Annotated in this window: 14 protein-coding genes; 9 read left to right on the forward strand and 5 right to left on the reverse strand. The window is 72.3% G+C overall.

Annotation, left to right across the window (positions count from 1 at the left end):
• Positions 1–1,184: 1,184 nt before the first annotated feature.
• Entirely contained in the window at positions 1,185–1,379 is a 195-nt protein-coding gene (locus tag ACH5A8_RS03790; protein ID WP_398997552.1) for a hypothetical protein, read from the reverse strand.
• Positions 1,380–1,863: 484 nt separating this feature from the next.
• On the opposite strand from ACH5A8_RS03790, the gene ACH5A8_RS03795 reads away from it, so the two are divergent.
• Positions 1,864–3,057: an acyltransferase family protein gene (locus ACH5A8_RS03795; protein WP_398997555.1), complete on the forward strand. Its 1,194-nt coding sequence runs from the start codon at positions 1,864–1,866 to the stop codon at positions 3,055–3,057.
• A 159-nt stretch (positions 3,058–3,216) separates the two neighbouring features.
• Here ACH5A8_RS03795 and ACH5A8_RS03800 read toward each other — a convergent pair whose 3' ends face one another.
• Positions 3,217–4,392: a PP2C family protein-serine/threonine phosphatase gene (locus tag ACH5A8_RS03800; protein WP_398997557.1), complete on the reverse strand. Its 1,176-nt coding sequence runs from the start codon at positions 4,390–4,392 to the stop codon at positions 3,217–3,219.
• Positions 4,393–4,555: 163 nt separating this feature from the next.
• On the opposite strand from ACH5A8_RS03800, the gene ACH5A8_RS03805 reads away from it, so the two are divergent.
• Positions 4,556–5,794, forward strand: coding sequence for a GNAT family N-acetyltransferase (locus tag ACH5A8_RS03805; protein ID WP_398997559.1), 1,239 nt, complete (start codon positions 4,556–4,558; stop codon positions 5,792–5,794).
• A 100-nt stretch (positions 5,795–5,894) separates the two neighbouring features.
• Here the strand turns inward: ACH5A8_RS03805 and ACH5A8_RS03810 are convergent, their stop codons facing one another.
• A complete protein-coding gene (locus ACH5A8_RS03810; RefSeq protein ID WP_398997562.1) occupies positions 5,895–6,704 on the reverse strand; it encodes an Fpg/Nei family DNA glycosylase in 810 nt (269 codons plus the stop codon).
• 176 nt (positions 6,705–6,880) lie between these two features.
• Positions 6,881–7,366 carry a ribose-5-phosphate isomerase gene (locus tag ACH5A8_RS03815; protein ID WP_398997564.1) on the reverse strand — a complete coding sequence of 162 codons (486 nt, stop codon included), beginning with the start codon at positions 7,364–7,366 and terminating at the stop codon, positions 6,881–6,883.
• Positions 7,367–7,582: 216 nt separating this feature from the next.
• Between ACH5A8_RS03815 and ACH5A8_RS03820 the strand changes: the two genes are divergently transcribed.
• Positions 7,583–9,058 carry an amino acid permease gene (locus tag ACH5A8_RS03820; RefSeq protein ID WP_398997566.1) on the forward strand — a complete coding sequence of 492 codons (1,476 nt, stop codon included), beginning with the start codon at positions 7,583–7,585 and terminating at the stop codon, positions 9,056–9,058.
• A gap of 137 nt (positions 9,059–9,195) precedes the next feature.
• On the opposite strand, the gene ACH5A8_RS03825 is transcribed toward ACH5A8_RS03820, so the two are convergent.
• On the reverse strand, positions 9,196–9,816 hold the full coding sequence (locus tag ACH5A8_RS03825) for a biotin transporter BioY (RefSeq protein ID WP_398997568.1): 621 nt from the start codon (positions 9,814–9,816) through the stop codon (positions 9,196–9,198).
• Positions 9,817–10,387: 571 nt separating this feature from the next.
• Here ACH5A8_RS03825 and ACH5A8_RS03830 point away from each other — a divergent pair.
• The 6 genes from ACH5A8_RS03830 (at position 10,388) to ACH5A8_RS03855 (ending at position 16,765) form a co-directional block, all read left to right on the forward strand.
• Positions 10,388–11,587 carry an ROK family protein gene (locus ACH5A8_RS03830; RefSeq protein WP_398997570.1) on the forward strand — a complete coding sequence of 400 codons (1,200 nt, stop codon included), beginning with the start codon at positions 10,388–10,390 and terminating at the stop codon, positions 11,585–11,587.
• Positions 11,588–11,851: 264 nt separating this feature from the next.
• Positions 11,852–12,922, forward strand: coding sequence for an ABC transporter substrate-binding protein (locus tag ACH5A8_RS03835; RefSeq protein ID WP_398997572.1), 1,071 nt, complete (start codon positions 11,852–11,854; stop codon positions 12,920–12,922).
• A gap of 5 nt (positions 12,923–12,927) precedes the next feature.
• Positions 12,928–13,803 (forward strand): ABC transporter permease, encoded by an 876-nt coding sequence (locus tag ACH5A8_RS03840; protein WP_398997574.1) that lies wholly within the window; start codon positions 12,928–12,930, stop codon positions 13,801–13,803.
• Positions 13,779–14,513, forward strand: coding sequence for an ABC transporter ATP-binding protein (locus ACH5A8_RS03845; protein WP_398997576.1), 735 nt, complete (start codon positions 13,779–13,781; stop codon positions 14,511–14,513). The genes ACH5A8_RS03840 and ACH5A8_RS03845 overlap by 25 nt, the downstream gene beginning before the upstream one ends.
• Complete coding sequence (locus ACH5A8_RS03850) at positions 14,510–15,850, forward strand: LLM class flavin-dependent oxidoreductase (RefSeq protein WP_398997579.1); 1,341 nt, start codon at positions 14,510–14,512, stop codon at positions 15,848–15,850. Before ACH5A8_RS03845 ends, ACH5A8_RS03850 begins: the two co-directional genes overlap by 4 nt.
• A gap of 12 nt (positions 15,851–15,862) precedes the next feature.
• Complete coding sequence (locus ACH5A8_RS03855) at positions 15,863–16,765, forward strand: TauD/TfdA dioxygenase family protein (protein ID WP_398997581.1); 903 nt, start codon at positions 15,863–15,865, stop codon at positions 16,763–16,765.
• Positions 16,766–16,780: the final 15 nt, after the last annotated feature.

The raw sequence follows: 16,780 nt of genomic DNA on the forward strand, positions 1-16,780 counted from the left end.
GGGGTGGGTGGTGGTTGAGGCGGTGGCCATACGCCGCCTTCACTGGGCCCCGAACGACAGATCTACACCGCTACGCAATTCCTCAGGGGTCTTCGCGAGACGCTCCCGCTCCCCCACCTGCAACTGGTACTGGCTCGCGCCACCCGGGATACCGGAGACCGTCAGGGGCCAGGTACAACTGTTTCCAACCACTTTGCCCGGGATCCCGTTGCCGAGACGCCCCCGGGAGAGTTCGTGGCCGGATGGGTCGAAGACGCGGACCGGAACGCCGGGCCGTAGATCCGCGAAGTCATCTACGCCAACGCAGCCCTCATCCTCCTGGGCCCCAACCCAAGAGCCGAAGACGGTGACCGTCCCCGTCGCCGTGAAGGCGGGGCCCGAAGGTCGACTGTCTTGGGCGCTTGTGTGCCACATGACCCCTACGACACCCGCTCCTACGGCCGCGCCGACAAGCCCGCTGGCGAGGCAAAGAACCCATGGTCGTGTCGCACGAACGTTTGAAGCTGCCATCTCTCGGTCGCCCTTGCCACTCTCATCAACCGACATAGACGGATCTTGACAGCCACCGAAGACTCCAGCCTCTGCTGTACTGAGATCGTAATCACATAGGCGACCTGGGGAGGGTGTTGGTGGCGTCGCGCAGGAGGTACTACCAGCCTCGGGACCATCGAGGCCGCTGGACAGCAACGCGCCGGTTACGCCCGAAGGGGCCGCCTTGGTGGTTCGTCGTCGGCTTCGTGGTGATCCTGCTAATCGTTATCTACGCGCAGTAGCGACACACGGTGAGCGCACAAACCGCCCCTAGGCCACGCGGCAGGACTCGGGTCAGTGCAACCGCCGTGCCCCACGCGTGCCCGATCGATCGGTATCGAGCGGGGAGCCACGGGGACTGAAGCGAAACAGCCGCTCCCCCGCAGGTCAGCAGCCCCGCAGGTCAGCCGGAGTTCGCATACGCGATCTTCCAAACTGGCTACGCGGGTTCGATTCCCGTCGCCCGCTCTGCACGGCTCAGGGCCGGACCGGAGGAGTGATCCTCCGGTCCGGCCCTGAGGCGTTTCCGGTGCCCGGCCCGTGAGGTCCGTCCGGTCGGTGCGAGGGGCCGGCCGGGCCCATGGCGGCGCCGCCTCCGGCGCCCGGTACGGGAGCGGAGGAGGGCGGCCGGTCGCGGCCCCGCGCGCGGGACGTCAGAACCTGATCGAGTTGATCGTGTCCGCTATCGAGTTCAGAAAGCGGTTGATCGACGGGGCCATGCCGGTGGACGCGAGGAAGAAGCCGAAGAGCACGGCGACGATGGCCGGCCCGGCCTTGATGGATCCCCCTCGGAGCAACACCACCAGGATGATCGCCAACAGCAGCACCACTGACAGTGAAATGGCCACAACTGATCACACCCTCGGTCGGTCCGCACTCCCGCCCGGAGGCCGTCCCCGCACCCCCGTTGGAACCATCGTGCCACCAACCCGGCTCACCTATGCGGTCGCTGACGCATCATCGGCCGCCTCCTCCGCCCCGGACGGCATCGCCTCACGGCCCGACTCCCGCTCCGGGCATGCCCCGAACGGGAATTCGGCGGGCGATCCGGAACGCCCGCGCGGTAATCCGGGGATTGTCGTTTCGAAGTCCGCACAGCACGTTCGCAGGGATTTCGAATGACCCGGGCGGGCACGGCGGGATGAGACAACTCGTCGTGATGAATCCGGACATCGAGGGCGCGGATGATGTGCGTGAACGGCACCGGTGATGTGTCGACCGTCACCCGGCGATCACATTTCCCTCGTTACTTCCCGGGTATCCGCCGCCGATGAGCGGGACCGCCGTCCGGGGTTCCGTCGAGTCCCGACCGCCGACGCTAGGGTGCCTCAGATGTTCCACGCTGCCTCGTCCCCCGGCCAGAACAGAACACCCCTCCCCCCGGCACAGTCACCGGTCCCCGGACTGCCGTCCCCGCGCAGACCCGCCGAAAGCGCCGGCCGGCCCGGCGGACAGCGGGACGCTTTCTTCGACAACGCCAAGTACCTGGCGATCGTGCTGGTGGCCCTGGGCCATTCCTGGTCGGCGGTCAAGAGCGGCAATCGGACGCTGGAAGCGGCGTACGACGTGGTGTACGTCTTTCACATGCCGGCGTTCATCATCATCTCCGGCTTCTTCTCCCGTAATTTCGACGCGCGTCCCGACCGGCTGAAGCGGCTGATCACCGGCGTCGCCGTGCCGTACGTCATCTTCGAGACCGCGTATTCACTCTTCCGTATTCACGTCGGTCACTCCGGTGACCACGACATCAGCCTGCTCTCGCCCTGGTACCTCACCTGGTTCCTGTGCGCCCTGTTCGTGTGGCGTCTGACCGCGCCCGTGTGGAAGCTGGTCCGCCACCCGGTGCCGGTCGCCCTCGGCATCGCCATGCTCGCCTCGCTCACCCCGGGAATGGGCACCGAACTGGAACTCCAGCGCGTCCTGCAGTTCCTGCCCTGCTTCGTGCTGGGCCTGCGCATGCGGCCCGAGCACTTCCGTCTGGTGCGGCGCCGCTCGGTGCGGATCGCGGCGGTGCCGGTGTTCGCGCTGTCCCTCTCGCTCGCCTGGTGGGCCGTGCCGCGCGCGGAGTCGGGGTGGCTCTACCGGCAGAGCGCCGCGCAGGACCTGGGCGCGCCCTGGTGGGCCGGGCCGGTCATGGTGCTGGTGATGTTCGCCGCCGCGCTGCTGCTGACCGCCTGTTTCCTCGCCTGGGTGCCGGGCCGGCGGACGTGGTTCACGGCGCTGGGCACCGGCACGCTGTGCGGCTATCTGCTGCACGGTTTCCTGGTGAAGGGCGCCGTGTACGCGGGCTGGGCCGACGCGGCCTGGCTGCACCGGCCGCTCGGCGCGCTGGCCGTCACCGTCGTCGCGGCGACCGCGGTGACCCTGTTGTGCACGGGGCCGGTGCGGCGGGTGTTCCGGTGCGTGATGGAACCGCGGATGGAGTGGGCCTTCGACCGCGACGCCGTCCCCGCGGCCGGGGAGCGCGGACGGCCCGCCGGCCGGGCCGCCGAACCGCGGGCGGTGGCGGCGGCCTCGGCCCGCTGAGGCGGCGCACGCCACGGCGCCCGGCCCGGCCGGGGCGGCGGGCGCCGCGCGCTGCGGGGTCCCCGTCGCCCGGCCCGGACGGCGGGTGCGCTGCGGCGCGGTGTCCGTCGTGGCGGCGAGTGGCTGCGTCGCGGCGGAGGCCGGTGGCTGGGACCGGGGTCAGTGGGCCGTGGCGGTCGGGCCCTCGCGGCAGATGAGCAGCAGGGCCCGGTCGTCGTTGACGTCCTTGGCCACCGCCTCGATCAGGTGCCAGGCCGCGCCGTGGAAGCCGCCCGCGACATAGCGGTCGGCCTCGCCGGTGAGGCGGTCGATGCCCTCGGCGATGTCCCGGTCGGCCGTCTCCACCAGGCCGTCGGTGAACAGCATCAGGACGTCGCCCGGCCGCAGGGAGCCCTTGACCGGGTCGAACTGGGCGCCGTCGTACACCCCGAGGAGCGGGCCCTCGGCGGCCTTCTCCTCCCAGCGGCCGGTGCCCGCGCTGAGCTGGAGGCCCGGCGGATGCCCCGCGGAGTACAGCTCGTAGTCGCCGGAGTCCAGGTCCAGGACCAGGTGGATGGAGGTGGCGAAGCCCTCCTCCCAGTCCTGGCGCAGCAGGTAGCCGTTGGCTGCGGGCAGGAAGGCGTGCGGGGGCAGGCTGCCCAGCAGGCCGCCGAACGCGCCGGACAGCAGCAGCGCCCGCGAACCGGCGTCCATGCCCTTGCCGGACACGTCGGTGAGGACGACCTCCAGGGTGCGCCCGCCGTTGGTCCGGGCCGCGACCACGAAGTCCCCGGAGAAGGACTGGCCGCCGGCCGGGCGCAGCGCCATCTCGTGGTGCCAGCCGCCGGGCAGGTGCGGCAGCTTGCTCTGCACGCGGATGCGTTCACGCAGGTCGAAGAGCATGGTGCCGCCGCGCCGCCAGGGCACGCCGACCCGGCTGCGGAACTGGGCGATCAGCAGCCCGAAGAAGCCGCACGCGGCGACCACGAGCACCACGCCGGGCGTCACCCGGGAGGGGCCCTCGGTGTACGGGCCGAGCCGCACCGACTCCACGATCAGGGCCGTGGCCGCCGCCGCGTACAGGCCGAGCAGGCTGGCCGGGCGCAGCAGCAGTCCGCCGGCGACGATGGGCAGCACCAGCGCGACCGGTGAGAACCAGACGGAGTCGAGGAGGGTCAGGGCCGCGATCAGCGGGACCGTCAGCAGCAGTCCGCCGAGCGCGATCCAGTCCGAGCCGTCGCCGCGGAAGTAGTCGACGGCGGCTCTGCGCACGCCGACGCGGGCCCGGTGCCACCGCATCTTCAACCGGGCCGTGAACGTCTCGGCTTCCGCGCGCCGCTGTCGTCCTGCTGTCATTAGTTCGGGACCCTATCCATCGGACCCGCCGCTTGGCACGGGAGGTCCGACTTATCCCCCGTCCGAGGCCGGACTTCACAGTCGACTGCAAGGGCGGCCGGTGTGCGGCGACCGGGGCGAAATTCGTTCGCCCGCCCTCGGCGGCCCTGGTAGGCATGACGGTATGGCGAGTGAACCTGGACCGGTGACGAGGGTGCTGCGGCGGGAGGAGTGGGACGCCTGGTACGACCACCTGGTCCGCGCGTTCGGCGGGACGGAGTCGCCCGAGGTGCTGGAACTGGACCGCTCCCTGACCGAGTACGACCGCTCCCTCGGGGTGTGGGACGGGGACGTGTGCGTGGGGTCGGCGGGGGCGTTCACGTTCCGGCTGAGCGTGCCCGGCGGGGCCCTGGTGCCGGCCGCCGGCGTCACCATGGTCGGCGTGGCCGCGACCCACCGGCGGCGCGGGGTGCTGACGTCGATGATGCGGCGGCAGCTGGACGACGTGCGTTCCTGGGGCGAGCCGCTGGCGGTGCTGACCGCCTCCGAGCCCGCGATCTACGGCCGGTTCGGGTACGCCGCGGCGACCTTCCAGCTCGACGCCGACATCGACACCCACCGCGCGGGGCTGTCCGTACCGGCCGGGACGGACGACGTACGCGTGCGGTACGCGGAGCCCGCCGAGGTGCTCGACGCGTGCGAGGCGGTCTACGCGCGGCTGGTGCCCAGGCGGCCCGGGATGCCGGCCCGGCAGCCGGGCTGGGAGCGCCGGGAGGTGATCGACCCGCCGAGCGAGCGGGACGGCGGGTCGGCGCTGCTGTGCGTGGTCGCCGAACGCGGCGGCGAGATCACCGGCTACGCCCGGTACCGGACGAAGCTCGGCTGGGGCGAAGGCGGCCACAACGGCACGGTCACCCTGCGGGACCTGGCCGCGCTCGATCCGGCGACGGACGCGGCGCTGTGGCGGTTCCTGTTCGGCATCGACCTGATGACGACGCTGGCGGTGCGGAACCGGCCGGTCGACGAGGCCTGGCAGTACCTGGTGACCGACATCCGGCGGTGCCGGCCGCGGCTGCGGGACGCGTTGTACGTGCGGCTGGTCGACGTCGGGGCGGCGCTGGCCGCGCGGACGTACCAGGCGCCGGTGGACGTGGTGTTCGAGGTCGAGGACGCGTTCTGCCCCTGGAACGGCGGGCGGTGGCGGCTGAGCGGCGACGTGAAGGGAGCGTCGTGCGAGCGGACGTCGGACGCCGCCGATCTGTCGCTCTCGGTACGGGAGCTGGGGGCGGCGTACCTCGGCGGCGTGCCGCTCGCGGGGCTGGCGGCGGCCGGGCGGGTGCGGGAGCTGCGGCGGGGGGCGCTGGCGGAGGCGTCGGTGGGGTTCGGGTCGGCGGTGGCGCCCTGGCTGCCGCACGGGTTCTAGGGACGTCGCTCTCCAGGGGGCGTCGCGCAGGGCGTGGCGCTTCCGGGCCCGGCGCCGTCCCGGCGGTGGCCGGTGCGGGGTGGGTCCGGGGGCGCCCTCGTCAGGTGCGCTGGCAGGCGGGGCACCAGAAGAGGTTGCGGGCGGCCAGGCCGGCGGTGCGGATCTCGGTGCCGCAGATATGGCAGGGCATGGCGGCGCGGCGGTAGACGTACACCTCGCCGCCGTGGTCGTCGACGCGGGGCGGGCGGCCCATCGCCTCGGGGGTGTGCTCGGGGCGGACGGTGTCGATGCGGTTCGCGCGGACTCCGTCGCGCATCAGGCCGACGAGGTCGGTCCAGACGGCCTGCCACTCGGCGGCGGTGATGTCCCTGCCCGGGCGGTACGGGTCGATGCCGTGCCGGAAGAGGACCTCGGCGCGGTAGACGTTGCCGACGCCGGCGATGACCTTCTGGTCCATCAGGAGGGCGGCGATCGTCGTGCGGCTGCGGCGGACGCGGGCGTAGGCGGCGGCCGGGTCGGCGTCGGGGCGCAGGGGGTCCGGGCCGAGGCGCTCGTGCACGGACCGCTTCTCCGCCTCGGTGATCAGCGCGCAGGTGGTGGGGCCGCGCAGGTCGACGTACGAGGTGGCGTCGGCGAGGCGGAGGCGGACGGTGTCCGTGGGCGCGGGCGCGGGGGCGTCGCCGAAGGCGACCTTGCCGAAGAGGCCGAGGTGGATGTGGACCCAGTCGGTGTCGCGGAAGCCGAGGAAGAGGTGTTTGCCGTGGGCCTCGGTGCGGGTGAGCTCCGCTCCGTCGAGGAGGTCAGCGGCGTCGGAGAACTTGCCCTGGGGGCTGGTGACTCGCGGGGCGGTGCCCTGGAAACGGGCGGCGTAGTCCTGCGCGAGCCGGTGGATGGTGTGCCCTTCCGGCACGGTGCGGTTCCCTTTCCTCGGTCTTCTCCCGCCCGTCCGACGCGACTCGGCGGGAAGCGGGCGCCGTCCGGGGCTCCGCCCGGCCGCGGCGGGGCCCCTTCCCCTCACGCCGGGTGAGCGGCGCGCCCGTGAGGGAGTGATGCGCCCCCGGGGTCGGTGTCCCCGGGGGCCACGGGCTACTGCTGGGGGTGGTGGGGCGGGATCGGGGGGAGGTCGCCCGTCGTCTCGTAGGCGGTGAGCATGTCGATGCGGCGGATGTGACGCTCGTCACCGGAGAAGGGGGTGCCGAGGAAGGTCTCGACGAACTTCGTCGCCTCCTCCTGCGTGTGCATGCGCGCGCCCACGGCGACGACGTTGGCGTTGTTGTGCTGGCGGCCGAGGGAGGCGGTCTCCTCGCTCCAGGCGAGGGCCGCCCGGACCCCCTTGACCTTGTTGGCGGCGATCTGCTCGCCGTTGCCGGAGCCGCCGATCACGATGCCGAGGGAGTCCGGGTCGCCGGCCGTGCGCTCGGCGGCGCGCAGGCAGAAGGGCGGGTAGTCGTCCTGGGCGTCGTAGAGGTGCGGCCCGCAGTCGACGGGCTCGTGTCCCGCCGCCTTGAGCCACTCGACGAGGTGGTTCTTGAGTTCGAAGCCCGCATGGTCGGAGCCGAGATACACGCGCATGCTCCGAGTGTGTCACGGCGGACCGGGGGCAGACGCGTGGGGTGGTGACTTAGCACACCCGGACGACGAATGTGAGCAAAGCTACAGACCTCAAGGAAACCTCAAGTAACAATTACGTTTCACAGGTTCACGAATTCCTATGCCTCGGATTCACTGGACCGACTCGTACACCGCTCGTACGGGAACTCGCTCACCCGGCGTAAGGAATAACCGTCCATGACCTCGCAGTCGACCCTGCCGAAGGCTGGAAACGGCCAGACAAGCCCCGACGGACACGGTTCCGGGCTTCAGGCCGGACTCAAGAATCGCCACCTGACGATGATCGCCATCGGCGGCGTCATCGGCGCGGGCCTGTTCGTCGGCTCCAGTGCCGGCATCGCCACCGCGGGACCCGGCATCCTGCTGTCCTACGCGCTCGTCGGCACGCTCGTCGTCCTCGTGATGCGCATGCTCGGCGAGATGTCCGCCGCCAACCCGACCTCCGGCTCCTTCTCCGCGCACGCCGACCGCGCGCTCGGCGGCTGGGCCGGGTTCTCGATCGGCTGGCTGTACTGGTTCTTCTGGGTCGTCGTCCTGGCCGTGGAGTCCACCGCCGGCGCGAAGATCCTCTCCGAGTGGATACCGGCCGTCCCGCAGTGGGGCTGGGCCCTGATCGTCATGCTGGTGCTGACCGCCACCAACCTGGTCTCCGTCGGCTCCTACGGCGAGTTCGAGTTCTGGTTCGCCGGCATCAAGGTCGTCGCGATCGCCGCGTTCATCGTCGTCGGCCTGCTCGCCATCTTCGGCGTGCTGCCCGGCGTCCACACCGACCAGGCGTCCTTCGGCAACCTGACCGGCCACGGCGGCTTCCTGCCGCACGGCCCCGGCTCCATCCTCACCGGTGTGCTGCTCGTCGTCTTCTCCTTCATGGGCAGCGAGATCGCCACCCTCGCCGCGGGCGAGACCGAGAACCCGCAGCGTGCGGTCACCAAGGCGACCAACAGCATCATCTGGCGCATCGCCGTCTTCTACCTCGGCTCGATCCTCGTCGTCGTCTCCCTGATCCCCTGGGACGACAAGTCGATCGCGGACAAGGGCTCCTACGTCGCCGCCCTGGACTCGCTCGGCGTCGCGCACACCGGTCAGATCATGAACTTCATCGTGCTGACCTCGGTGCTGTCCTGCCTGAACTCCGGCCTCTACACCGCCTCCCGCATGGCCTTCTCGCTGGGCGAGCGCGGTGACGCGCCGAAGGCGTTCGCGCGGACCACCGGCCGGGGCGTGCCGAGGACCGCGATCCTCGTCTCGGTCGCCTTCGGCTTCGTGGCGGTGTTCTTCAACTACAAGTTCCCGGACACCGTCTTCCTCTTCCTCGTCAACTCCTCCGGCGCCGTCGCCCTGTTCGTGTGGCTGGCGATCTGCTTCTCGCAGCTGCGGATGCGGCGGATCATCCAGCGCGAGGCGCCGGAGAAGCTGGTCGTGAAGATGTGGCTGTACCCGTACCTGACCTGGGCGGCGGCCGCGGTGATCGTCTTCGTCCTCGGCTACATGCTGACCGACACCGAGCACGACGGCCGCGAGACCGTGCTGCTGTCGCTGCTGGTGGCGGCGGTCGTCCTGGTGATCGCGTTCGTCAAGCAGAAGCTCGACGGCGGCCGCCGGGCGGTGGCCGGCGAGCCGGCGGCCGGGACCGGGAAGGTCACGGCCGACTGATCGCCGAGAAGGTAACGGCCGGCTGACCCGGCGTCCGGTCCCTCTCGCGGGCCTGAGCCGGAGAACGCGGTGAACAACGCGGTGGAGGGAGCCCCGAAGGGCTCCCTCCACCGCGTTGTCGTTGGTGCGTCACGGGGTCAGCGCTTGCCGACGAGCTTCCAGGCGGCCGGCAGCGCGCCCATCGCCAGGGCGGCCTTCACGGCGTCGCCGATCAGGAAGGGGGTGAGGCCCGCGGCGATCGCGGCGGAGGCGGACATGCCGGTGGACAGGGCCAGGTAGGGCACGCCGACCGCGTAGATGACCGCCTCGCCGAGGATCATGGTGCCGGCGGTGCGCCAGACGCCGCGGTCGGCGCCGCGGCGGGCCAGCGCGCCGACGACGGTGGCGGCCAGCATCATGCCGAGGACGTAGCCGAAGGAGGGGGCGCCCGCGCCCGAGCCGCCCTCCGCGAACCACGGCACGCCCGCGACGCCCGCGAGCGCGTACAGCGTGAGGGCCACCAGGCCGCGGCCGGCGCCGAGCGAGGTGCCGACGAGCAGCGCGGCGAACGTCTGGCCGGTCACCGGCACCGGGGAGCCAGGCACCGGGACGGCGATCTGCGCGGCGATGCCGGTGAGCGCGGCGCCCCCGAGCACGAGAGCGGCGTCCCGGACACGGGAGGAGGGGAGCAGGTCGGCGAGGACCTGGCCGATGGGGGTCCCCCCTGATCGAGCGGAGTCGAGATCTTGGGGGAGGGCGGCGGGGGCGGCGGTGCTCATGGGGACTCCGCGGGGGTGAGGGCAGTTGGGAACATCGTGACGCTATCCCAGCGCGCCGGAGCCGATCACCGTCAGCGCTCGACAAAGGCTTGAGCGGGGGCTTGGTGGGCTCCGCACAAAGGCAACCGGTTACACCCGGCGGCGCGTGACGCCGGTCACTGAGGTGGAGTGGCGCGGGCGACGCGGCCCGGCGCGACCGCCTCTGTAGGGTCCCGCCAAACGGCCGGCCCTCCGCGGCGGGGATCGCCGGGCGTCCGGCCGCTTCGGCGGCTGGGCCGGGCCGGCCACGGGCGCCCGGTGACGCCGCCCTTCTCCTGCGGCCGGTGGCGCCGCCCTTCTCCTGCGGCCGGTGGCGCCGTCTCGCCCGTCGGTCGCCGTCTGGGCACCGGTGGGCCCGTTTGCTAGCTTCGAACGCATGGTTGCCCAGGCCCGGTACTTCTCGTCGCGTCGCTACGTCGACCTGCGACGCCAGGGCACGGCCACCTGTCGCCGCTCCCGGTAGGGGCGGGCTCCGCGCGCCCCTGCTCCCGAGCAGGCGCAGCGTCGGCCCCCTCTTCCCGGGAGACTTCCCATGCCCCGTGCCGCGGCACCCACCCTGGCCTCCCCCGTTCCCCGGCTCGCCGATCCCGACCGGCGCCGGACCAGCGCGAGTGTCGTGCTGCGTTCGGTGCTGGCGCACGGACCGGTGGCGCGCAGCACCATCGCGCGGCTGACCGGGCTCTCCCCGGCCTCCGTGACGGACCACTGCGCCCGGCTCGCCCGGCTCGGACTGATCCACGAGGCCGCCGTGCCCCGGCAGTCGGGCGGGGTGGGCCGGCCGCACGTGCCCGTCGACCTGGACGACGCGCGGTTCGTGGTCGGCGCCGTGCACGTGGCGGTGCCGTACACCACGGTCGCGCTGCTGGATCTGCGTGGCCGGGTGATGGCCGAGCGGCGGCTCAAGCACGCCGGCGCCGAGCCGGGGCAGGTGCTGGCGCGGGCCGCCGACGGGCTCGCGGCGCTGCTGGCCTCGGCGCCGGGCGGCACCCCGCTCGGTGTGGGCTTCGCCGCCGGCGGCTGGGTGGACCGGGACTCCGGGACCGTCGTCGAACATCCGCTGCTGGGCTGGCGGGACGTACCGGTGCGGGAGGCGATCGGCGCGCGCACCGGGCTGCCGGTGCACGTCGACGGGCACGCGCGGTCGCTGGTCAACGCGGAGCGGCTGTTCGGCGGCGCGCGGGGCAGCCGCAGTGTGCTGCACCTGTTCGTCGGCAACGTGGTCGACGCGGCGTTCGCCACCCACGACGAGGTGCACCACGGGCCGCGGTCCCAGGCGGGCACGATCGCGCATCTGCCGGTGCCGGGCGGCACCGAGCCCTGCGACTGCGGCCGAGTGGGCTGCCTGCAGGCCGAGTTGAGCGAGCGGACGCTGTGCCGGCGGGCCCGTGCGGCCGGGGTGATCGACGGGGTGAACCCGATGCGGGTGCTGGACGCGGCGGCGGCCGGCGACCCGGAGGCCGTACGGCTGCTGGTGGCGCGGTCGCGGACGACGGGGCGTGCGGTGGGGATGCTGCTGGGCGTGCTCAACCCGGAGGCGGTGGTGGTCACCGAGGTCGGCGCCATGCACCGGGAGGACTGTCTGGCGGCGCTCAGGCAGGCGGTGGGGGCGGAGCGGGCGGCCGATGTGACGCCGAGCGCGTTCGCGGACTCGGTGCTGGCGGTGGCGGGCGGAGCGGTGGCCCTGGACGTGCTCTACCGGGACCCGCTGGCCGTGTCACCTGAAGTTGATTAATTCGAAAACTCCGAATGTTGACAGGGGTCGCGCCCGGCCGGGAGCATTCATCTCATGAACCCGCTCACGAGCTGTCGCACTCTTTGTTGCTGACCCGTTGAAGCGCCCCGGAGCGCCTTTCCCTCCGGTTCTTCCCGCGTGCTCCGGCACCCGGTACCGCCCCTGCCTGAATTCCCTTTCCTTTCGCCGGGCTTCGCCGTCGTGCCGGAATTCAGCATGCGTCCCCGCCGCCCTGTGAACCATGTGAACCCACGGAGTTCTCCCATGCCTTTGGCACCCGTGTCCGCACCGGACCGGCGTCTGTTCCTCTCCTCCCTGCTGGGCGTCGCCGCGGCGGCGGCCGGACTGAGCGGTTGCGCCGGATCGAGCGCCGCCGCCTCCAGGTCGTCCGCCGACCTGTCCGCCCCGCTGGCCCGCAAGGTGCCGCCGGGCACCAGCCTGAAGATCGCCTCCTACCAGAACACCCAGCAGCTCCAGTCCAAGCTGGCGAAGTTCCCCCCGCTGCCCTTCACCGTGTCGGACTGGCTGAACATCGGCGCCGGCCCGGACGTCATCAACGCCTTCCGCGCCCATTCCCTGGACGTCGCCAACAACGCGGGAATCCCGCCGATCCAGGCGCACTACCAGGGCTACGACGCGCGGATCGTCGCCGTCGGCCTCACCCGCAAGCCCAACTACCTGTTCGCCACCAAGCCCGGCAGCGACATCCGCTCGGTCCACGACTTCGAGGGCAGGCGGCTCGCCTTCTCCCAGGGGCAGGCGCAGGGCGTCGTCCTGCTGCGCGCGCTGAAGGAGGCGGGGCTGAAGTACGACGACGTCAAGCTGGTCCCGCTGACGAGCAACCAGTTCCTCACCGCGCTGCAGTCCGGGCAGGTGGACGTCGCCCCGCTCGGCAACAGCCAGGCCCCGGCGTATCTGAAGCAGTACGGGGGCAAGGGCGCGCACACCATCCCCACCGACGTCGTCGACCTGCTCAACCTGCTGTGGGCGCCGGTCTCCGTGCTCGCCGACGAGGCGAAGGCCGCCGCCGTCGCCGCGTACATCCCGCGGTGGGCCAAGGGCCTGGTGTGGCAGTGGGAGCACCCGGACGTGTGGAACCGGGAGTTCTACGTCAAGACGCAGAACCTGTCGCTCGCGCAGGCCGAGGCCGTCACCGAGCTCGCCAACAAGCCGCTGTTCCCGCCGAGCTGGGACGAGGCGATCAAGTGGGAGCAGGAGACCGCCGATCTGCTCGCCGAGGGCGGCTTCGTGAAGGGGTTCAAGGTCGACTCGCTCTTCGACCGGCGGTTCGAGTCCATCGCGGCCGAGGCCGTAGCGGCCGAGTACCGGAGGTGAGCGCCATGACGACCTCGGCGACCGAGACCACCGCCCCCGCCTCCGGCGCGGCCACCGCCGAGGCGCCCTCCGGCTCCGGGGCGCCGGCCCGCACCCGGCGCGCCCGGCGCGGGCTCTCCCCCGGCAGGCGGCTGCCCGCCGCCCGGCTGGTCGGCCCCCTGGTGCTGCTCGCCCTGTGGGCGGCCGCCTCCGCCGCCGGACAGCTCGACCCGGGCGCGATCCCGGCGCCCTGGACGGTGCTGAGGACGGCCGGGCGCCTGTGGACCGACGGCACGCTGCCCACCGACGTGGCGACCTCGCTGCGCCGGGCCGCCTACGGCTTCACCATCGGCCTGGGCGCGGGGGTGCTGCTCGCGCTGGCCTCCGGGCTCACCCGGACCGGCGAGGCGCTGATCGACGGGACGGTGAACCTCAACCGGGCGATCCCCACCCTCGGTCTGATCCCGCTGTTCATCCTCTGGCTGGGCATCGGTGAGACCTTCAAGGTCGCGATCATCGCGATCGTCGTCTACATCCCGATCTACCTGAACACGCACGCCGCGCTGTCCGGCATCGACACCCGGTTCGTCGAACTGGCCGAGGTGCAGGGCCTGTCGCGCTACCGGTTCGTCCGCCAGGTCGTGGTGCCCGGCGCGCTGCCCGGCTTCTTCGTCGGCCTGCGGCTCGGCGTGACCGGTTCCTGGCTCGGTCTGGTGGTGCTGGAGCAGATCAACGCCACGAGCGGCCTCGGCTACATGATGTTCCAGGCCCAGAACTACGGCCAGACGGACGTCATCCTCGTCGGCCTGCTGGTCTACGGCGTCTTCGGTCTGATCTCCGACAGCGTGGTCCGTCTGATCGAACGGAGGGTGCTGTCATGGCGCCGCACACTGAGCAGCTGACCCGGCCGGCCGTACGGCTCTCCGGTCTGACCAGGTCGTTCGAGGGCCGCAGCGTCCTCGCCGGCATCGATCTCGACCTGCCGGCCGGCTCGTTCACCGCGCTGCTCGGGCACAGCGGCTCCGGCAAGAGCACGCTGCTGCGGGCCATCGCCGGCCTCGACCACCGGGTGCGGGGCGGCGGTGGACTCCAGGCCCCCGAGCGGGTGTCCGTGGTCTTCCAGGACTCCCGGCTGCTGCCCTGGCGGCGGGTGCTGGACAACGTGCTGCTGGGCACCGACGGCAAGGACGCCGCCGAACGGGGCCGGGCCGCGCTGGCCGAGGTGGGCCTGCGGGGACGCGAACGGGCCTGGCCGAGCGAGCTGTCCGGCGGCGAGGCGCAGCGCGCCGCGCTCGCCCGCTCCCTGGTCCGCGAGCCCGAACTGCTGCTGGCCGACGAGCCGTTCGGCGCGCTGGACGCGCTCACCCGGATCCGGATGCACGGCCTGCTGCGCGAACTGTGGCAGCGGCACCGGCCGTCGGTGCTGCTCGTCACCCACGACGTGGACGAGGCGATCGTGCTCGCCGACCGTGTCCTCGTCCTGGACCAGGGCCGTATCGGCCTCGACCTGACCATCGACCGCCCGCACCCGCGCTCCTACCGGGACCCGCTGCTCGGCGAGTACCGGGAGCGGCTGCTCGCCGCGCTGGGCGTCACGGAGGACCTCGCATGACCCGCCAGTTGCACCTGAACGCGTTCCTGATGAACACCGGCCACCACGAGGCGTCGTGGCGGCTGCCGGAGAGCGACCCGTACGCGCACGTCGACCTCGCCCACTACGTGCGCCTCGCCCGGATCGCCGAACGCGGCACGTTCGACTCGCTGTTCCTGGCCGACGGCCCGCAGCTGTGGAGCACCGTCGCCCAGCGTCCGGCGGGCTCCCTGGAGCCGCTGACCCTGCTGACCGCCCTGGCGACCGCCACCGAGCACATCGGTCTGATCGCCACCGCCTCCACCTCCTACAACTCCCCCTACAACCTGGCCCGCAAGTTCGCCTCGCTGGACATCATCAGCGGCGGCCGGGCGGGCTGGAACATCGTGACCACCGCCGGAGCGGAGGCGGCCCGCAACTTCGGCCTGGCCGCCGAGCCCGCGCACGCCGAGCGCTACGCGCGGGCCGCCGAGTTCGTGGACGTGGCGCTCAAGCTGTGGGACAGCTGGGAGGACGACACCGTCGTCGCCGACAAGGCGGCCGGGGTGTGGGGCGACGACGCCAAGATCCACCCGGCCCGGCACGAGGGGACGTACTTCAGCGTGGCGGGCGCGCTCAACGTGCCGCGCACACCACAGGGTTACCCGCTGCTCGTGCAGGCCGGCTCCTCGGAGGACGGCAAGGCGTTCGCGGCGCGGCACGCGGAGGCGGTGTTCACCGCGCAGCAGACCCTCGGTGACGCGCAGGCCTTCTACGCCGACCTCAAGTCCCGTACTCGGGCGGCCGGGAGGGACCCCGAGCACATCAAGGTGCTGCCCGGGATCGTGCCCGTGCTGGGCTCCACGGAGGCGGAGGCGCGGGCCGGCGAGCAGCTCCTGGAGGACCACATCGTGCCCGAGCACGGCCGCGCCCGGCTGGAGAGCCTGCTGCGCCTGCCGCCCGGCGCCCTGGACCTGGACCGCGAGCTGCCCGCCGAACTGCCGCCCGAGTCGGCGATCGAGGGTGCCAAGAGCCGCTACACGCTCGTGGTGGAGCTGGCCCGGCGCGAACGGCTCACGGTGCGCCGGCTGATCGGCCGGCTCGGCGGCGGGCGCGGGCACCTCACCTTCGCGGGAACGCCCGAGCAGGTCGCCGACGCCATCGAGACCTGGTTCACGCGGGGCGCGGCCGACGGCTTCAACATCATGCCCGCCGTGCTGCCGTCCGGCCTGGAGGCCTTCGTCGAGCACGTCGTCCCGATCCTGCGCGCCCGCGGCCTGCTGCGCACCGAGTACGGGCCGCGCCAGACCCTGCGGGAGCGCTACGGCCTGCCCCGCCCCGTCAACCAGCACGTCAGCCCCGCACTCGCCACCGCCTGAAAGGAACCGTCCATGTCCATCGAGATCCGCAAGGTCACCGCGAACATCGGCGCCCAGGTCCTCGGCGTCGACCTGTCCCGGCCGCTCGACGGGGAGACCGTCGCCGCCGTACGGGAGGCGCTCAACGCCCACAAGGCGCTCGTCTTCGACGACGTCAGCCTCGACGACGCCGGGCAGGAGGCCTTCGCCCGCCACTTCGGCGACCTGACCACCGCCCACCCGACCGTGCCGGCCGTCGAGGGCGCGCCGAACGTGCTGCCCGTGGACAGCGAGCGCGGCCGGGCCAACCACTGGCACACCGACGTCACGTTCGTGCTGAACCCGCCCCAGGCCAGCACCCTGCGCAGCATCACGATCCCGCCGTACGGCGGCGAGACGCTGATCGCGAACGCGGCGGCCGCCTACCGCGACCTGCCCGAGCCACTGCGCCGGCTGGCCGACACGCTGTGGGCCGAGCACACCAACGACTACGACTACGCGGTCCCGCAGGAGTCGATCGACGACGAGAAGGCGGCCCAGCGCGCCCAGTTCACCTCGATCAAGTACCGCACCGCGCACCCGGTGGTGCGGGTTCATCCGCTGACCGGCGAGCGCGGGCTGTTCATCGGCGGGTTCGCGCAGCGGATCGTCGGCCTGTCGGTGCCGGAGTCCCGCAAGATCCTCGACCTGTTCCAGGCCTACGTCACCCGCCCGGAGAACGTCCTGCGCTGGCGCTGGTCGGAGAACCAGCTCGTGCTGTTCGACAACCGGATCACCCAGCACTACGCGATCGACAACTACGACGGCCTGCCCCGCCGGCTGAACCGCGTGACCGTCGCCGGTGACGTCCCGGTCGGTGTGGAGGGCAAGGAGAGCTACTCCATCGAGGGCGACGCCTCGCACTACACCACCGTCGCGACCGCGCTCGCCGCGTAGCCGCGGGTTCACCCT

This window comes from Streptomyces sp. NPDC018610 (assembly GCF_044391765.1).
Classification (GTDB): Bacteria; Actinomycetota; Actinomycetes; order Streptomycetales; family Streptomycetaceae; genus Streptomyces.